Here is a 15,482-nt window from a genome sequence, read left to right as displayed (position 1 = left end):
CCCTGACCCACATGACCGAGTCGACGAGCCCCTCGAGCAGCGCCCCGACGTCGACCGCGCGCCCGAAGGACAAGCCCTGGGTGATGCGGACGTACGCGGGCCACTCGACCGCCACCGCGTCCAACGAGCTCTACCGCACCAACCTGGCGAAGGGCCAGACCGGTCTGTCGGTCGCCTTCGACCTGCCGACCCAGACCGGCTACGACCCCGACTCGATCATGTCGCGGGGCGAGGTCGGCAAGGTCGGCGTGCCGGTGCCGCACCTGGGCGAGATGCGCAAGCTCTTCGACCAGATCCCGCTGACGTCGATGAACACCTCGATGACGATCAACGCCACCGCGATGTGGATGCTCGCGCTCTACCAGGTGGCCGCCGAGGAGCAGAACCCCGACCTCAGCCCCGACGAGGTCGCCGCCCAGCTCGCGGGCACCACGCAGAACGACATCATCAAGGAGTACCTCTCCCGGGGCACCTACGTGTTCCCGCCCGAGCACTCCCTGCGGCTGATCGCCGACATGATCGCCTACACGGTCAACCAGATCCCGAAGTGGAACCCGATCAACATCTGCAGCTACCACCTGCAGGAGGCCGGGGCCACGCCCGCCCAGGAGCTCGCGTACGCGCTGTGCACCGCCATCGCCGTGCTCGACCGGGTCAAGGCGTCGGGCCAGGTGGCCGAGGACGACTTCGAGAAGGTCGTCGGCCGCATCTCCTTCTTCGTCAACGCCGGCGTCCGGTTCATCGAGGAGACCTGCAAGATGCGGGCCTTCGTCCAGCTGTGGGACGAGATCACCCGCGAGCGCTACGGCGTGCAGGACCCCAAGATGCGCCGGTTCCGCTACGGCGTCCAGGTCAACAGCCTGGGCCTGACGGAGTCGCAGCCGGAGAACAACGTGCAGCGCATCGTCTTGGAGATGCTCGGCGTGACGCTGAGCAAGAACGCGCGGGCGCGCGCCGTGCAGCTGCCGGCGTGGAACGAGGCGCTCGGCCTCCCGCGTCCGTGGGACCAGCAGTGGTCGCTGCGCCTGCAGCAGGTGCTGGCCTTCGAGTCCGACCTGCTGGAGTACGGCGACATCTTCGACGGCTCGCACGTCGTCGAGGCCAAGACCGCCGAGCTGGTCGCGGCCGCGCGGGCCGAGATGGACCGCGTGCAGGCCATGGGCGGCGCGATCGCGGCCGTCGACTCGGGCTACATGAAGCAGGAGCTCGTCTCCGCGCACGCCGCGCGCCGGGCGCGCATCGAGTCCGGCGACGAGGTGATCGTCGGCGTCAACAAGTTCACCACCACCGAGCCCTCGCCGCTGACCTCCGACCTCGACGGCGCGATCATGGTCGCCGACCCCGAGGCCGAGAAGACCGCGCTCGCGTCGGTGGCGGAGTGGAAGGCCCAGCGTGACGAGTCGGCCGTCCAGGCCGCGCTGCAGGCGCTCGCGGAGGCCGCGAAGACCGACGCGAACCTGATGACCGCCACGCTCGCGGCCGCCCGTGCCGGCGCGACGACCGGCGAGTGGGCCGGCACCCTGCGCGAGGTCTTCGGCGAGTTCCGCGCCCCCACCGGCGTCGCGGGCGCCGTCGGCGTCGCCGAGGCGGGCGCCGACCTCACCGCGGTGCGCGACCGGGTCAAGGCCACCGGCGACGAGCTGGGCGGTCGGCTGCGGCTGCTGGTCGGCAAGCCGGGCCTCGACGGCCACTCCAACGGCGCCGAGCAGGTCGCCGTCCGGGCGCGCGACGCCGGGTTCGAGGTCATCTACCAGGGCATCCGCCTGACGCCGCAGCAGATCGTCTCGGCCGCGGTGGCCGAGGACGTCCACTGCGTCGGCCTGTCGATCCTCTCCGGCTCGCACATGGAGCTGGTGCCCGCGATCCTCGAGGGCCTGCGCGAGGCCGGCCTCTCCGACGTGCCGGTGATCGTCGGCGGCATCATCCCCGACTCCGACGGCAAGCGGCTCGTCGAGCTGGGCGTCGCGGCCGTCTACACGCCGAAGGACTTCGGCCTCACCGAGATCATGGGCGGCATCGTCGAGGTCATCCGCCGGGCCAACGGCCTCGACTGACCGACGCCGCTCCACGCACCACGACGCCGAAGGGCCGGTGACCTCCAGGTCACCGGCCCTTCGGCGTCGGTCCGCGCGACGGCGGGCGCGCTCAGCGCGAGCGCAGCCAGCGCACCACCGCGCTGCGGACCTGCGGGGCCTGCGCCTCGAGCGGCAGCGCGGAGCCGGCGCCGGCGAAGGTGCGGTGGGAGACGCCCCGGCTGCGCGGGAACGCGCGGCTCTGGGCGTCGATCGAGCCCGCGGCCTGGCGGGCGTCGCGCGTGCCGTTCAGCAGCAGCACCGGTGCGGTGACCCGCTGCGTGGCGTTGCCCGACGTCCCGTCGAGCAGCTGCTGGGAGCCCACGTCGCCGCAGGGCACGCCGTTGCGGCGCCGCTCGGCGGCCTCGCGCACCGCGCTCGGGGCGGAGGCGAAGAGCAGGCGGGCGAACGCGGCCCGGGTGGCGCCGAAGGACGCGAAGTCGCGGCTGCCGCACTGCTGCTGCTGGCGGTCGAGCTCGCGCTGGGCCGTGCTCGAGGCGGTGCGCGCCCACGACATCAGCACGACGCCGTTCACGTCCTGGTAGCGGCCGGCCTCGGTGGCCGCGATCGCCGCGCCGGTGCCGTGGCCGTGCACCACGATCCGCTGCGCGGCCGGCGGGTTCGGGCCGTCCTTCGCCGACACGTAGCGGTAGTCGCCGCCGTAGAGCTTCTGGATCACCTGGTGGAGCATCGAGACCTGCGCGCCCATGCAGGTCGCGCGGCCGTCGGAGAGCCGGCTTGCGTCGTAGCCCAGCCGGTCGAGCACGAGCACGAGCTGCCCTGCGCGCGCGAGGCCGCCGGCGTAGTCGTAGCGGCGCTGGCTCGGGAGGTCCCAGAACCACGCGCCGGTGCCGGCGTCGTGCACCAGGACGTTGGTGAGCGTGCCGCCGTCGTAGCCGTTGACCTGGTCGTAGGTGCCGATCAGGGTGCCGCGGACGCGGTACGCCCGGCCGTCGGTGGAGCACGGCAGGCCCGACCCGGTGGTGGTGTTGTCGACGAGGAACGACACGTCGCGGCGCACGATGCTCGGCGCCTTCTGCGAGGTGCTCGTCGACGCCGCGCGGGCGCTCGGGGCCGCGCTCGAGGGCGTCGCGGGGAGCAGGGTCAGGGGCAGGAGCGCGCCGATCGCGGTGGCGAGGAGGGCCGCGGGGGCCAGGGACGCGCGGGGGGAGAGCAGGGTCCGTGACATGCCATTGAATCTATGTCAATAGGACGGTAGGTCACAGACCGTCGGTATGTGAGGCTGCTTACGGTCGCGTCCCGTGCGTCCCACGCGTCACCGGTTTCCCCGGCCGACCGGGGAAACCGATCGATGACGGGCGAAACTTCGCCTGTCATCGACCGGTTTCGCCCTCCCTGATCAGCAGCGGGTGCACCGCGACGACGGCGTCGGTGCGCAGCGGACCGTAGAGATGTGGGAAGAGCTCCGTGCCGGGACCGGACGTCGCGCTCGGGTCGGCGGGCTCCTCGACGATCGGGACGTCGACCCGCGCCGGGTCGATCTCGAGCAGGACGAGCGGCTCCTCCACGTCGGCGTAGAACCGCTCGAGCACGCCGCGCCACTGGTCCTCGCGGCTGGCGTGCAGGTAGCCGACGTCCGCCAGACTCAAGCCCCGCGTCGAGCGCTCGTAGCTGCCGACGCGCAGCGCGGCCTCCCACTCGGAGACCAGGGCGACGTGGAACAGGCGGTCGGGCAGGCTCATGCGCCCACGGTAGGGCGGCCGCGGCCGCTCAGAAGAGCCGGTGCTCCCCGTCGTCCAGCCCGCGCAGCGCGTCGTCGTCGACGGTGACGCAGGCGATGCCGCGGTCCTCGGCGAGCACCCGTGCCTGGGGCTTGATCAGCTGGGCGGCGAAGACGCCGCGCACGGGGACCTTGGTGGTGAGCAGGGGGTCGCGGTTGAGGAGCTCGAGGTAGTGCGTGAGCTGCTCGACACCGTCGACGTTCACCGAAGGCACCGATGGACCGCTCGGGTCAGTTGCCCAGGGGGAGCGCAAACAGATAGACCCCGTTCGAGACCTCGCGGACCGCGAACGTGACTACTCGGTCTCCGGCCGCGACCGACGTCACATCAAGTGTCAACTGCCTGCCATGGATCGGATCGCTGACGCGAATGGTCTCGTCGGTCCTTGCCCACCGGCGCGTCCAGACGTCTTCCGGCAGGTCCGGTACAGAGTCGCCTTCGCGTCGTCCGCCGATGACGGTCCAGCCCGGAGTATTCGGGGGTCCGTGCGGCACCATGGCCAGACCCTAGAACAGGCGCTCGGTGGGGTCGTCCAGGCCCCGCAGGGCGTCGTAGTCCACGAGGGCGCACGAGATGCCCTTGTCGGTCGCGAGCACCCTCGCCTGCGGCTTGATCTCCTGCGCCGCGAAGATCCCACGCACCGGCCCCTTGCTCGTGAGCAGGGGATCGCGGTTGAGCAAGTCCAGGTACCGCTCCAACTGAAGGACCCCGTCGATCTCGCCGCGCCGCTTGATCTCCACGGCCACCGAGGCGCCGTCGGCGTCGCGGCACATCAGGTCGACGGGGCCGATCGCGGTGGGGTACTCGCGCCTCACCAGGGTGAGGCCGGGCGAGAGAGTGGAGGGGTGCTCGGCGAGCAGCTCCTGCAGGTGCCTCTCGACGCCGTCCTTCTGCAGACCGGGGTCGAGCCCGAGCTCGTGGCTGGTGTCGTGGAGCACCTCGTCGATGAGGATGCGCAGGGTGTCGTCGGTCTTCGAGGTCACCGTCCATTCCAGGCGGCCGTCCTCGGCGGTGCCCTCGCGCAGCGTGCATGGCGGCGACATCCAGTTCAGCGGCTTGTAGGAGCCGCCGTCGGAGTGCACGAGCACCGAGCCGTCGGCCTTGAGCATCAGGACGCGGGTGGCCATCGGCAGGTGGGCCGAGAGGCGGCCGGCGTAGTCGACCTGGCAGCGCGCGACGACGAGTCTCACGGGCGGTGAATCTACCCCGCTCCTAGGCTGGCCCGATGAGCGCATCGAGCGACGTCCGCATCCGCCTGGCCCGGCCCAGCGACCTGCGGCACCTCGCCGCGATCGAGGCCTCCGGCGGCCCGCAGTACGAGGCGCTGCTCGGCCCGGCGCCCGCCCTCACCGGCGCGCCTCCCACCGGCGCGCAGCGCGACGACGCCGGGACGCTGCTGGTCGCCGCGGCCGCCGGCGGTGAGCAGGCCGGCGGCGAGCCGGTCGGCTTCGCGCACCTGCTCGTCCTCGACGGCCACGCGCACCTCGAGCAGCTCTCGGTGCTGCCCGAGCACCAGGGGCGGGGGATCGGCCGAGCGCTCGTCGCCGCCGTGCGCGAGGAGGCGCGGTGGGCCGGGTTCCGCGAGCTCACGCTGCTCACCTATCGCGACGTGCCGTGGAACGCCCCGCTCTACGCCCGCCTCGGCTTCGAGCCGCTGGACGACGCGCGCCTCGCCGAGCCCTGGCTGGCCGCCCTGCGCGCGGCCGAGCAGGCGCACGGGCTCGACGCCCACGGCGTGCGGGTGGCGATGGGCGTCCGGTTGTAGGGAAGGTGATCCCGCACACCGGACGATTCGGTTACCAGCCGGTAGCACCTGTGGAACCATCGGCGCCATGACCTCCGCCGCGCAGATCGCCGAGACGCTGATCTACCCCTACCTGAACCACGCCGTGCGCATGTACGAGGAGAAGTACGCCTCGCGCGCCGACATCGACGCCGCCATGCGCTTCGGCTGCGGCTACCCCAAGGGCCCGCTGACGGTGCTCGACGAGATCGGCCTCGACGTCGTCCGCGACGCGCTCGCCGCCCGCTTCGCCGAGAGCGGCGACCCGCTGCACAAGCCGGCCGACCTGCTGGAGTCGCTCGTCGGCCAGGGCGCCACCGGCGTCGCCGCGGGCAAGGGCTTCTACTCCTACGCCGACGGCGCGGTCTCCGCGGACGCCGAGACCCCCTCGGCCGACGACGCGCCGCAGCTGCGCCACGACGTCCGCTCCGTCGGCGTCGTCGGCACCGGCACCATGGCCTCGGGCATCGTCCAGGTCTTCGCGGCCTCGGGCTACGACGTGGTGGTCGTGGGCCGCGGCGAGGAGAAGGTCGCCGGCGTCTCGGCGTTCATCGCGAAGTCCTTCGACAAGCTGATCGAGCGCGGCCGCAGCGACGAGGACACCAAGGCCGCCGTGCTCGGCCGCATCACCGGCGCCACCGACCGCGCCGCGCTGGCCGACGTCGACATCGTCGTCGAGGCGATCGCCGAGGACCTCGCGATCAAGCAGGAGCTCTTCGCCGACCTCGACCGCATCTGCAAGCCCGGCGCGATCCTGGCCACCACGACCTCCTCGCTGCCGATCACCTCGTGCGCGGAGGTCACCCAGCGCCCCGAGGCCGTCATCGGCATGCACTTCTTCAACCCCGCCCCGGTGATGAAGCTCGTCGAGGTCGTCACCACGAGCCAGACCGGCGCCGACGTCGACGAGACCGTCCGCGCCCTGTGCGCCAAGACCGGCAAGGTCGCGGTGTCGTGCGGCGATCGCGCCGGCTTCATCGTCAACGCGCTGCTCTTCCCGTACCTCAACGACGCCGTGAAGCTCTCGGAGACCGGCGAGGAGCTCACCGTGATCGACGAGGCGATCAAGGAGCAGGCCGGCTTCCCGATGGGCCCCTTCCAGCTGCTCGACGTGGTCGGCAACGACGTCTCGCTGGCGATCCAGGAGGAGCTCCTGCGCGAGTTCCGCGAGCCCGGCCTCACCCCGGCCGACACCTTGCGCCAGGTCGTCGCCGAGGGCAGGCTGGGACGCAAGACGAAGCACGGGTTCCACGACTACCGCTGAGTCCCACGAGCTCATCTCACCCCGCTGCGCCGATGTCGGCGCGACGCACGAGGCCCCGGGTCCCCCGGGGCCTCGTGTGCGTCCGGGGCCGGGTGGTCCCGGTGATCCCGGGTGGTCCGATCCTCAGCCCGGCAGGTCGAGCGTGCGTCCGCCGCCGAGCGGGTCGCGCCGGCGCATCGTCTCGGCGACGCCGTCCACCGCGGCCAGCAGTCGGGCGCCGGTGAACGGCTTGGCCAGCACCGCGTCGGCGCCGGCCGCCGTCGGCGTGGTGAGGTCGGCCAGCGCCGTGACCATGAGCAGCCCCAGGCCGTGGTGGCGCGGGTGGGCGCGGACGGCCCGGCACAGGCCGATGCCGTCCAGGCGGGGCATCGTCCAGTCGAGGACGACGAGCTCGACGGCGTCCCCGGAGATGGCGCACTGGTCGAGCAGGGCCAGGGCCTCCAGGCCGTCGGCCGCGAGCACCACCCGGTGGCCGGCGCGGACGAGGAACAGCTCGACGAGCAGGCCGAGATCGGGGTCGTCGTCGACCACGAGCACCCGCATCCGAGAGTCCCTTCCCCGCGCCCCGAGGGCCGTCCGTGGCCGCTCGCTCCTGGGACGATCGGCCGCGCCGCGCGCGACCTGAGGCTCCGGACGTCCGGCTGACGCATGGGGTGACGCGGACGTAGCGTGACGTCGTGCGTCGTCCGCTGCTCGTCGTCCTCCGGGTGCTGCCGGTGCTGCTCGTGCTGCCCGTCCTGCTGGCGCTCGCCTCGGCGGCCGGCTCGACCGGCGCCCGAGCGGCCGTGCGCCCGTTCCCGGCCGACGCCGACGTCGACTACCAGCTCGGCGGCGCCGCGCCGGTGCCCGCCGACGTCGGCATCGTGGTGCGCGACCGGCGCTCCCGGCCGGCGCCCGGCCGGTACGGCGTCTGCTACGTGAACGCGTTCCAGACCCAGCCCGACGAGCGCGCGCTGTGGCGGCGCCACCCGTCGCTGCTGCTGCGCCGCGGCGGTCGTCCCGTGGTCGACGAGGCGTGGGGCGAGGTGCTGCTCGACCTGCGCACGCCGGCGACGCGGGCCGCGCTGCTGCGGATCGTCGGCCCCTGGCTCGACGGCTGCGCCCGGCGCGGCTTCGACGCCGTCGAGCTGGACAACCTCGACTCCTACACCCGGTCCGACGGCCTGCTGACGCGCGGCCAGGCGCTGGCCTACGCCCGCCTCCTCGCCGCGCGCGGGCACGCCGCGGGTCTGGCGGTGGCGCAGAAGAACCTCGCCGACCTCGACGGTCGTCGCGTCGGCTTCGACCTCGCCGTGGCGGAGGAGTGCGGACGCTACGCCGAGTGCGGCGAGTACGTGCGCCACTACGGCTCGCAGGTGCTGATGGTCGAGTACCGCCGCGCGGACTTCGACCGCACCTGCGCCGGCTGGGGGGCCTCGCACCCGGTGGTGCTGCGCGACCGCGGTCTCACCCCCGACGGGGTCCACGCCTGGTGCTGAGGTCCCCGCGGACCCGCGCGCGGAGGGGCCTAGGGTTCTGAGCCGTGGCCCTGATCCGCGCGAACTCCGTCCTGCCGGCCCGGCGCACCCCGCTGAGCCTCGAGACCGCCGACGGCCTGCACCTCGTCGGCGAGCTCGCCGTGCCGCTCGACCGCGAGCCGGTCGCGACGCTCGTCTGCCTGCACCCGCTGCCCACGCACGGCGGCATGATGGACAGCCACCTCTACCGCAAGGCCGCGTTCCGGCTGCCGGCGCTCGCCGGCATCGCGGTGCTGCGGTTCAACACCCGCGGCACCTGGTCGCAGCAGGGCACGAGCGAGGGCGCCTTCGACGGCGCCATCGGCGAGCGCTTCGACGTCGCCGCGGCGATCGAGCACGCCGAGTTCGAGGACCTGCCGAACATCTGGGTCGTCGGGTGGAGCTTCGGCACCGACCTCGCGCTCATGTACGGCCTCGAGCCCGGCGTCGCCGGGGCGATCCTGCTCTCGCCGCCGCTGCGGTTCTCCCGTCCCGAGCACCTCGACGCCTGGGCGCGCGACGGCCGGCCGCTGCACGCCTTCGTCCCCGAGCACGACGACTACCTGCAGCCGCCGGCGGCCCGGGAGCGGTTCGCCGCGGTGCCGCAGGCGGAGGTCGTCGGGTTCGAGGGGAGCCGGCACCTGTGGGTCGGCGACGCCGAGCGGGTGCTCGACGCGATCGTCGCGCGCGTGACGCCGGGCGTCGCGGTGCCGCTGCCGCGGGAGTGGGACGGCCCGATGGAGACCGCCGACACCAGCGCGTACAACGCGCACAACCTGGCCGCCTACGAGGGCGTCCCGGTGCCCGAGCCGGGGAGCCGGCCGGGGGAGTGAGGCCTCAGTCCGAGCCGGCCTGCCGGGCTCGGTAGGCCGCCACGGCGTTGCGGTTGCCGCAGGTGGTCGAGCAGAACCGCTTCGACCGATTGCGGGAGAGGTCGAGCACGATGCCGTCGCAGTCGTCGTCGGCGCACAGGCCCAGGCGCGAGAGGTCGTCGGCGCGGATCAGGTCGATCATCGCCATGGCGGTCTCGACGACGATCCGCGTGACGAGCGGGGCGTCCTGCGGGGTGGCGTGGATGTGCCAGTCGTAGTCGCCGTGGCGCACGAGCTGGGGCACGGCGCGGGCCTCGGCGAGCAGCTCGTTGACCAGCGCCGCCGCGCCCTCGCGATCGGCCGTCAGCAGGCGACGCAGGGTCGCGCGGACGTCCCGGACGGCGTCGAGCTCGTCGACGGTGAGGTCGCGGCGACCGGTGTACTCGTGCTCCTCGAGGAAGCGCTGCAGCTCCGCGACCGTGGTCAGCTCGTCGGGCTCCTGGGCGGTGTTCACGAGCACGGCGGCCGCCTGGAGGGCCACTTCGGTGTCATGGGTGAACGGCACTTTGACAGGTTACCAAGGCCCCCGTACTGTCATGTGTCATGACGACGATGACTCATGACGCACGGTCCGGACGCGGCTACGGGGACGGCTCCGGCCCGGCCCTGTCGCGCACCGGCGCCGGGCTGCTGTGGGCCGTCGTCTCGGCGGCCTCCTTCGGCATGTCCGGCGCGCTGGCGCGCGGCCTCCTCGACGCCGGGTGGACGCCGGGCTCCATCGTCCTGGTGCGCGTCGCGCTGGCCGCGGCCGTCGTCCTGCCCTTCGGCCTGCGGGCGCTGCGCGGTCGCTGGGAGCTGGTCACCGGCAACCTGCTGACCATCACGCTCTACGGCGTGCTCGCGGTGGCGGCCGCCCAGTTCTGCTACTTCTCCGCCGTCCAGCACATGCAGGTCGGCCCCGCCCTGCTGATCGAGTACACCGCCCCGGCGGCGGTCGTGGCCTGGATGTGGCTGCGCCACGGTCAGCGTCCCGGGGCGCTGACGCTGGTCGGCGCGGGCGTCGCGGCGCTCGGCCTGGTGCTCGTGCTCGACCTGTTCGCCGGCGCGTCGGTGAGCCTGGTCGGCGTCGCCTGGGCGCTCGCGGCCATGGTCGGCTGCGCGGTCTACTTCTTGATCTCCGCCGACGAGGGCAACGGCCTCCCGCCGATCTCGCTGGCCGCGGGCGGCCTGACCGTCGGCGCCGTGAGCCTCGGCGCGCTGGGCGCCGTCGGGCTGCTCCCGATGCAGGCCTCGACCGCCGACGCCGGCTACTCCGGCCACGCCGTCGCCTGGTGGGTGCCGCTGGTCGTGCTCGGCCTGGTCACCGCCGCGCTCGCCTACACCTCCGGCATCCAGGCCAGCCGGCTGCTCGGCTCGCGCCTGGCGTCCTTCGTCGCCCTGCTCGAGGTCGTCAGCGCCGTGCTCTTCGCCTGGCTGCTGCTCGGCGAGCTCCCGGGTCCGGTGCAGATGGCCGGCGGCCTGCTGATCCTCGTGGGCGTCGTCGGCGTCAAGCTCGGCGAGCGGCGCACGGCCGAGGTCGAGGTCCTGCCGCCGGTCGACGAGGCGCCGGCCGTCTGACCTGCGTCAGCGGGCGTCCTGGCGACGCACGAAGACCTCGCGGACGAGCATCAGGACGGCCGCGGCGGTCGGGATGGCCAGCAGCGCGCCGACGACGCCGAGCAGCGCCGCGCCGATCAGGGCGGCGATGACCGTCACCGGCCCCGGCACGTCGACCGAGCGCGCCATGACCCGCGGGTAGACCAGGTAGTTCTCCACCTGCTGGTAGAGCACGTAGAAGACCACGCAGGCGATGCCGGCCTGGGTGTCGGTGGCGAAGGCGATCGCGCAGACGATCACCGCGCCGATCGTGGCGCCGATCATCGGCACGACGTCGAGCACGAGCACCACGAACGACAGGGCGACGGCGTACTCGCCCAGCCCGATCGCGAACAGGAAGACCAGCGAGCTCAGCCCCGCGCAGAGCGCGACGACGAAGGCGCCCGACACGTAGCCGCCGACGCTCAGCAGCACGCGGTCGCCCAGGCGGCTCACGCGGTCACGACGGGACGCCGGCGCGAGCCGGTACACGGCCGTCTTGATGGTCTCCATGCCGGCGAGGAAGTAGAGCGTCAGCACGACGACGATGAACACGTTGAACAGCGCGCCCACCACGGCCAGGCCGAAGCCGAGCACGCCTCCGAACAGCGCGCCGATCACGTCGCCCTTGGTCAGGTAGGCCTGCACCCGCTCGCTCACCTGGTACTCGGCGTCGAGCGAGCGGACGACCTCGTTGTCGCGCAGTCGGGCGAACAGCTCGGGCGCTCGGTCGGTGATCGACTGCACCTGGTCGGCGATCACCGGGACGATCGCCACGAGGAAGAGCGCGACGACGCCGAGCACCGCGACGATGACGACGACCAGCGCGGCGCCGCGGCGCAGGCCGCGCCGCTCGAGCGCGAGCACGGCCGGGTGGAGGCCGGCGGCGAGGAACGCCGAGACGACCACCAGCACGATCACCGAGCCGATCGTCGCGACGGCCTGCCCCAGCACGTAGGCCGTCAGCAGTCCGAGGCCGCCGAGGAGCCCGATCAGGTACGGGTTGGAGCGGTCGAGCGGGGGGCCGGGCTCGCCGAGGTAGCTCGGCCCGCCGACCAGGCCGACGTCGGCCTGGCCGGTCTCGGTCGGCTCGATCACCAGGCCCGGATGGTCCGGACGGGCGGGGGAGCGGTCGTCGGTGGCGGCGTCCTGCTCGGGCGGCTCGTCGTGCCCGCTCCCCGCGCTCATCGGCGGATCAGCCCTCGTCCTCGGTGAAGCCCGAGACGACGTCGCGCAGCGCGGCGAGCTGCGCCGCGATGGCGTCGCGACGCTTGGCCAGGCGGTCGACCTCCTGGCGCAGCGCGGTGCGCTCGCGCTCGGCCTCGGCGTCGCCCGACGCGGCGATCGACTCGGCCTGGGTGCGGGCCGCCGTGACGATCTGCTCGGCCTCGCGGCGCGCCCGGGCGAGCAGCGCCTCGGCGTCGGTCTGCGCGGCCTGCCGCGCCTCGGTGGCGTGCGCCGTGGCCTGCTGGGCGCGCTCCTCCGCGCCGGCGGCCCGCTCCTCGGCCTCGCGGACGAGGCGCTGGGTCTCGGCCATGGCGCTGTTGTGGTGGTCGGTGGCCTCGCGGGCGAGTCGCTCCTTCTCCACCGCCAGCGCCCGGCGGGCCTCGGTGACCTCGCGGTCGGCGGCGGCCCGGGCCTGCTCGACCTCGCGCTGGGCGCCGGTGCGCATCTCGGTGGCCTCCTGCTGGGCGGCCAGGCGCACCTGGTCGGCCTCGCGGCGGGCCGAGGCCAGGGTGTCGGCGGCCTCGGCGCGGGCGAGCGTGCGCTCCTGCTCGGCGTCGGCCAGCACGCGGGTGCGCTGCTCGTCGAGCTCGCGGAGCTGGACCACGCGCATGTCCTCGGCCTCGCGGGCGGCGTCGGCCCGGGTGGCCTTGGCGTCGCGGGTGGCGGAGGCGCGGATCTCCTCGGCCTCGCGGCGCGCGGTGTCGATGATCTCCTCGGCCTCCTCCTCGGCCAGGCGGAGCATCGCCGAGGCGCGTCCGCCGAGACCGGCGTAGGAAGGCCGCTCCATCTCGGCCATCTCGGTGCGCGCCTTCTCCAGCGCCGCCTCGAGCTCGATGACCCGGCGCTCGGACTCGGCCAGGCTCGAGCCGAGCCCGGCCTTCTCGCCGAGCAGCTGCTGCACGCGGGCGTCGACGGCGGCGATGTCGTAGCCGTTGCGGCGCACGACGGGGAAGCCGGGAGCCGCGGCGCGGGCCACGGGCGCCGGGGCGACCGGCGGCCGGGAGACCGGCTGGGCCGGCTGGACAGGCTGGGTGGGCGGGCTCGGCGGCGTCGGCGGCTGTGCGGCCGACGGCGGCGTAGCGGGGGGCACCGGCTGCCCGGCCGGCTGGGCCGGGATCACCTGGGTCTTCTCGGAGTCCGCGCCCTGCGGCTCGTCGTCGAAGATGGACAGACCCTGGTCGCTCATGTGTGGAGCACCTCTTCCGGTGGCGTGGGCTGGCTGGGTGTGGCCCCATCCTCGCGCACCGGCCGGTGCGATTCCCACCCGGCCCGCGGCCCCGGACGTCCTTCACAGGCGCCTCTCAGGCCCGCGGGTCGCGGCGCGTCGTCCGGACGCGTCCGGACGGCCGCAGGCCCTCCCCGGACGGATCCGGGGAGGGCCTGCGGGCGCTGTGCGTGGTGCGGGGGGCTCAGACGCCGCGGAAGATGTTGATCTTGTCGATGTGCTTGGCGCGGAGCTCCTCGTCGCGCACGCCGAGGCCCTCCTCGGGCGCCAGGCACAGGACGCCGACCTTGCCCTGGTGGGCGTTCTTGTGGACGTCGAGCGACGCCTGGCCGACCTCCTCGAGCGCGTAGGTCTTCGACAGGGTCGGGTGGATCTTGCCCTGCGCGATGAGGCGGTTGGCCTCCCACGACTCGCGGTAGTTGGCGAAGTGGCTGGAGATGATCCGCTTGAGGTTCATCCACAGGTAGCGGTTGTCGTACTCGTGCATGTAGCCGGTGGTCGACGCGCAGGTGGTGATGGTGCCGCCCTTGCGGGTGACGAACACCGAGGCGCCGAAGGTCTCGCGACCGGGGTGCTCGAAGACGATGTCGATGTCCTCGCCGCCGGTGAGCTCGCGGATCTTGGCGCCGAAGCGCTTCCACTCCTTGGGGTTCTGCTGGGTGTTCTCGTCGTTCCAGAACCGGTACTGCTCCTCGGAGCGGTTGATGATCAGCTCCGCGCCCATCTTGCGGGCGATCTGGGCCTTCTCCTCGTTGGAGACCACGCAGATCGGGGTGGCGCCGCCGTTGAGGGCGTACTGCGTCGCGAAGCCGCCGAGGCCGCCGGACGCGCCCCAGATCAGGACGTTGTCGCCCTGCTTCATGGCGCCGCCGTTCTTCGAGACCAGCTGGCGGTAGGCGGTGCAGTTGACGAGGCCGGGGGTCGCGGCCTCCTCCCAGGTCAGGTGCTCCGGCTTCGGCATCAGCTGGTTGGCCTTGACCATCGCGATGTCGGCGAGGCCGCCGAAGTTGGTCTCGAAGCCCCAGATGCGCTGCTCGGTGTCCATCATCGTGTCGTCGTGGCCGTCGGGGCCCTCGAGGTCGACCGAGAGGCAGTGCGCGACGACGCGGTCGCCCGGCTTCCACTTGGTGACGCCGGGGCCGACCTTCAGCACGACGCCGGAGAGGTCGGAGCCGACGATGTGGTACGGCAGGTCGTGGCGCTTGGTGAGCTCGGAGAGCCGGCCGTAGCGCTCGAGGAAGCCGAAGGTGGAGACGGGCTCGAAGATCGAGGTCCACACGGTGTTGTAGTTGATCGCGCTGGCCATGACGGCGACGAACGCCTCGCCGGGGCCGAGCTCGGGCAGGGCGACGTCCTCGACGTGGATCGACTTGCGCGGGTCCTTGTCGCGCGAGGCGACGCCCTCGAACATGTCGACCTCGTCCTTGTGGACGGTGGCGGCCCGGTACGACTCGGGCAGGGCGAGGTTCGCGAAGTCCTCGCTGGTCGTGCCGTCGGCGGTGATGGCATCGAGAATGTGCTGCACGTCAGGCTCCTGGGGCAGGCGGATGGACGGATGGAAGATACCCGCGGGTAACGACGGCCGGGAACAGGTCCACGTGTGGGACCCGTCTCATGTCGTGGGACCCGCGTCTTGCCTGGCGGAATGCCTCCGCCGCGAGGGCGACCGGGGACGTGCGGTCGGACGCCGGGTCAGTGGTGCGCGTGCGCGGCCGGCTCGACCAGCTCGACGAGCACGCCGCCGGCGTCCTTCGGGTGCACGAAGTTGATGCGGGAGTCGGACGTGCCGCGCTTGGCCTCCGGGTAGAGCAGGCGGACGCCGCGCTCGCGCAGGATCGCGCTGACGGCGTCGACGTCGGTGACCCGGTAGGCCATCTGCTGCACGCCCGGGCCCGACCGGTCGAGGAACTTCGCGATCGTGGAGGAGTCGTCCAGCGGGGCGAGGAGCTGGATGAAGGAGCCCGAGTCGCCGACGGCGACCATCGCCTCGCGCACGCCCTGCTCCTCGTTGACCTCCTGGTGCGCCACCTTCATGCCGAAGGTCGACTCGTAGAAGGCGATCGCCTCGTCGAGGTCCGCGACGGCGATGCCGACGTGGTCGATGGCGGTGAAGAGGTGCTCGGGGATCGAGAGGTCGCTCATGGCACGCATCGTGACCGCCCGGGCGCGCCGATCGCAACGCGTCTCACGGGCGGGCGGCGCCGAGGGGGACGGCCTCGGGGTGGC

At 73.1% G+C, this 15,482-nt stretch carries 16 protein-coding genes and 1 pseudogene; 6 read left to right on the top strand and 11 right to left on the bottom strand.

Annotation, left to right across the window (positions count from 1 at the left end; genetic code table 11):
• The first annotated feature begins 11 nt into the window (after positions 1 to 11).
• A complete protein-coding gene (locus tag K8Z61_RS07030; RefSeq protein ID WP_224127903.1) occupies positions 12 to 2,054 on the top strand; it encodes a protein meaA in 2,043 nt (680 codons plus the stop codon).
• Positions 2,055 to 2,145: 91 nt separating this feature from the next.
• Here K8Z61_RS07030 and K8Z61_RS07025 read toward each other — a convergent pair whose 3' ends face one another.
• From K8Z61_RS07025 to nucS, 5 genes and pseudogenes are all read right to left on the bottom strand, one after another.
• Positions 2,146 to 3,261 (bottom strand): alpha/beta fold hydrolase, encoded by a 1,116-nt coding sequence (locus tag K8Z61_RS07025; protein WP_224127900.1) that lies wholly within the window; start codon positions 3,259 to 3,261, stop codon positions 2,146 to 2,148.
• A 145-nt stretch (positions 3,262 to 3,406) separates the two neighbouring features.
• Positions 3,407 to 3,775, bottom strand: coding sequence for a DUF952 domain-containing protein (locus K8Z61_RS07020; protein WP_224127897.1), 369 nt, complete (start codon positions 3,773 to 3,775; stop codon positions 3,407 to 3,409).
• A gap of 28 nt (positions 3,776 to 3,803) precedes the next feature.
• Positions 3,804 to 4,013 (bottom strand): annotated as a pseudogene (locus K8Z61_RS07015) (endonuclease NucS domain-containing protein); the annotation flags it as partial.
• Positions 4,014 to 4,044: 31 nt separating this feature from the next.
• The gene (locus K8Z61_RS07010; RefSeq protein ID WP_224127894.1) at positions 4,045 to 4,311 is read right to left on the bottom strand and encodes a hypothetical protein; all 267 of its coding nucleotides are present in this window, start codon (positions 4,309 to 4,311) and stop codon (positions 4,045 to 4,047) included.
• 9 nt (positions 4,312 to 4,320) lie between these two features.
• The gene (gene nucS, locus K8Z61_RS07005) at positions 4,321 to 5,004 is read right to left on the bottom strand and encodes an endonuclease NucS (RefSeq protein WP_224127891.1); all 684 of its coding nucleotides are present in this window, start codon (positions 5,002 to 5,004) and stop codon (positions 4,321 to 4,323) included.
• Positions 5,005 to 5,039: 35 nt separating this feature from the next.
• Between nucS and K8Z61_RS07000 the strand changes: the two genes are divergently transcribed.
• The gene (locus K8Z61_RS07000) at positions 5,040 to 5,579 is read left to right on the top strand and encodes a GNAT family N-acetyltransferase (RefSeq protein ID WP_224127889.1); all 540 of its coding nucleotides are present in this window, start codon (positions 5,040 to 5,042) and stop codon (positions 5,577 to 5,579) included.
• A 67-nt stretch (positions 5,580 to 5,646) separates the two neighbouring features.
• Positions 5,647 to 6,861 (top strand): 3-hydroxyacyl-CoA dehydrogenase NAD-binding domain-containing protein, encoded by a 1,215-nt coding sequence (locus tag K8Z61_RS06995; protein ID WP_224127886.1) that lies wholly within the window; start codon positions 5,647 to 5,649, stop codon positions 6,859 to 6,861.
• Between the two features lie 123 nt (positions 6,862 to 6,984).
• On the opposite strand, the gene K8Z61_RS06990 is transcribed toward K8Z61_RS06995, so the two are convergent.
• Entirely contained in the window at positions 6,985 to 7,404 is a 420-nt protein-coding gene (locus tag K8Z61_RS06990) for a PleD family two-component system response regulator (protein ID WP_224127883.1), read from the bottom strand.
• Positions 7,405 to 7,538: 134 nt separating this feature from the next.
• Here K8Z61_RS06990 and K8Z61_RS06985 point away from each other — a divergent pair, with 134 nt between their 5' ends.
• Together K8Z61_RS06985 and K8Z61_RS06980 are read left to right on the top strand one after the other, a co-directional pair.
• On the top strand, positions 7,539 to 8,339 hold the full coding sequence (locus K8Z61_RS06985; RefSeq protein ID WP_224127880.1) for an endo alpha-1,4 polygalactosaminidase: 801 nt from the start codon (positions 7,539 to 7,541) through the stop codon (positions 8,337 to 8,339).
• A gap of 44 nt (positions 8,340 to 8,383) precedes the next feature.
• Positions 8,384 to 9,190, top strand: coding sequence for an alpha/beta hydrolase (locus K8Z61_RS06980; RefSeq protein ID WP_224127877.1), 807 nt, complete (start codon positions 8,384 to 8,386; stop codon positions 9,188 to 9,190).
• Between the two features lie 4 nt (positions 9,191 to 9,194).
• Here the strand turns inward: K8Z61_RS06980 and K8Z61_RS19255 are convergent, their stop codons facing one another.
• Positions 9,195 to 9,734 carry a CGNR zinc finger domain-containing protein gene (locus tag K8Z61_RS19255; RefSeq protein WP_224127874.1) on the bottom strand — a complete coding sequence of 180 codons (540 nt, stop codon included), beginning with the start codon at positions 9,732 to 9,734 and terminating at the stop codon, positions 9,195 to 9,197.
• A gap of 38 nt (positions 9,735 to 9,772) precedes the next feature.
• Here K8Z61_RS19255 and K8Z61_RS06970 point away from each other — a divergent pair, with 38 nt between their 5' ends.
• Positions 9,773 to 10,786 (top strand): DMT family transporter, encoded by a 1,014-nt coding sequence (locus tag K8Z61_RS06970; RefSeq protein ID WP_224127872.1) that lies wholly within the window; start codon positions 9,773 to 9,775, stop codon positions 10,784 to 10,786.
• A gap of 6 nt (positions 10,787 to 10,792) precedes the next feature.
• Here K8Z61_RS06970 and K8Z61_RS06965 read toward each other — a convergent pair whose 3' ends face one another.
• The 4 genes from K8Z61_RS06965 to mce form a co-directional block, all read right to left on the bottom strand.
• On the bottom strand, positions 10,793 to 11,992 hold the full coding sequence (locus tag K8Z61_RS06965) for an AI-2E family transporter (protein ID WP_224127870.1): 1,200 nt from the start codon (positions 11,990 to 11,992) through the stop codon (positions 10,793 to 10,795).
• Positions 11,993 to 11,999: 7 nt separating this feature from the next.
• Entirely contained in the window at positions 12,000 to 13,217 is a 1,218-nt protein-coding gene (locus K8Z61_RS06960) for a hypothetical protein (RefSeq protein WP_224127868.1), read from the bottom strand.
• A gap of 223 nt (positions 13,218 to 13,440) precedes the next feature.
• Positions 13,441 to 14,781 (bottom strand): crotonyl-CoA carboxylase/reductase, encoded by a 1,341-nt coding sequence (gene ccrA, locus K8Z61_RS06955; RefSeq protein WP_224127866.1) that lies wholly within the window; start codon positions 14,779 to 14,781, stop codon positions 13,441 to 13,443.
• 167 nt (positions 14,782 to 14,948) lie between these two features.
• Positions 14,949 to 15,407, bottom strand: coding sequence for a methylmalonyl-CoA epimerase (mce, locus tag K8Z61_RS06950; protein ID WP_374227918.1), 459 nt, complete (start codon positions 15,405 to 15,407; stop codon positions 14,949 to 14,951).
• Positions 15,408 to 15,482 lie beyond the last annotated feature (75 nt).

Origin of the sequence: Nocardioides sp. TRM66260-LWL (assembly GCF_020075545.1) — a bacterium.
Lineage (GTDB): Bacteria > Actinomycetota > Actinomycetes > Propionibacteriales > Nocardioidaceae > Nocardioides.
The sequence above is the reverse complement of the archived record's forward strand: the minus strand, read 5'-3'. Positions and strand labels throughout refer to the sequence as shown.